Source organism: Tistrella bauzanensis (genome assembly GCF_014636235.1).
Taxonomy (GTDB): Bacteria; Pseudomonadota; Alphaproteobacteria; order Tistrellales; family Tistrellaceae; genus Tistrella; species Tistrella bauzanensis.
In genome coordinates this window covers 1-959 of sequence record NZ_BMDZ01000193.1, presented here as the reverse complement: position 1 = coordinate 959, position 959 = coordinate 1, and the positions used below count along the sequence as shown (strand labels likewise).

Below are 959 nucleotides of genomic sequence, written 5' to 3'. Positions count from 1 at the left end.
CACCTCACCCGAGGGAATCAGCCCCGCAGCGCGGGGGCAAGCGGACATCGACAGGTTTGGAGCCCATTCTGCAACAGGCTCCGAACTGACCTGGGTAGGCAAAGAGAACCGGCCACGGCTGGAGCCGCGCATTCTGCTGGAAGACCCGGAGAAGTCCTATCACGCGAAGCATCGCATGAGTGACGGCGACATTTTCGACAACCGGTTGATCTTCGGCGACAACCTGCTTGCGCTGAAGGCGCTGGAGCAGGAGTTCGCCGGGAAGGTGAAATGCGTCTTCATCGACCCGCCTTACAACACGGGCAGCGCCTTCGAGCATTATGACGATGGCTTGGAGCATTCAATCTGGCTCGGCCTGATGCGCGATCGTCTGGAGATTATCCGTCGGCTTTTGACTGATGACGGGTCTCTGTGGATCACAATCGACGACAACGAGGCACACTACCTCAAGGTCGTTTTGGACGAGATTTTCGGAAGAAATTCTTTCATTGCAAACATTGTTTGGCAAAAAAGAACTTCAAGAGAGAATAGAGCTGCCATTGGTTCAGCTCATGATCACATTCTCGTCTACTCTCCTCAAGGCCCTCAGCGATGGAAGGACACACGCAATCGTCTCGGCGATGAAGGTGGCTACACCAACACGGATAATGACCCAAATGGACCTTGGCGCTCGATCCCTTTTAGCGCCCAAGGCTACCGAGCAAACCAAATGTACGATATCAAGACGCCTTCAGGCATTATTGTTCGACCGCCTACTGGGCGATGCTGGGGGGCGACTGAGCCTGTCTTCCTTCGGTACCTTTCGGAGGGGCGTGTTTATTTTCCCAACAAGGGATCAAGTAGGCCGCGTATAAAACAATACAAAGGAGCCTGTTGCAGAGGCTGTCGCGCAATGAGCGCGGCGGGCTGGTTTAGAGCGTCACCGTCGCCTGGGACGGCGTGAGGCGGCCCGTCCTCCT

1 pseudogene is annotated in these 959 nt (G+C 55.7%); it reads left to right on the top strand.

From position 1 onward, the window contains the following. Positions 1 to 46: 46 nt before the first annotated feature. Positions 47 to 862: pseudogene (locus IEW15_RS25530) on the top strand (site-specific DNA-methyltransferase); the annotation flags it as partial. Positions 863 to 959: the final 97 nt, after the last annotated feature.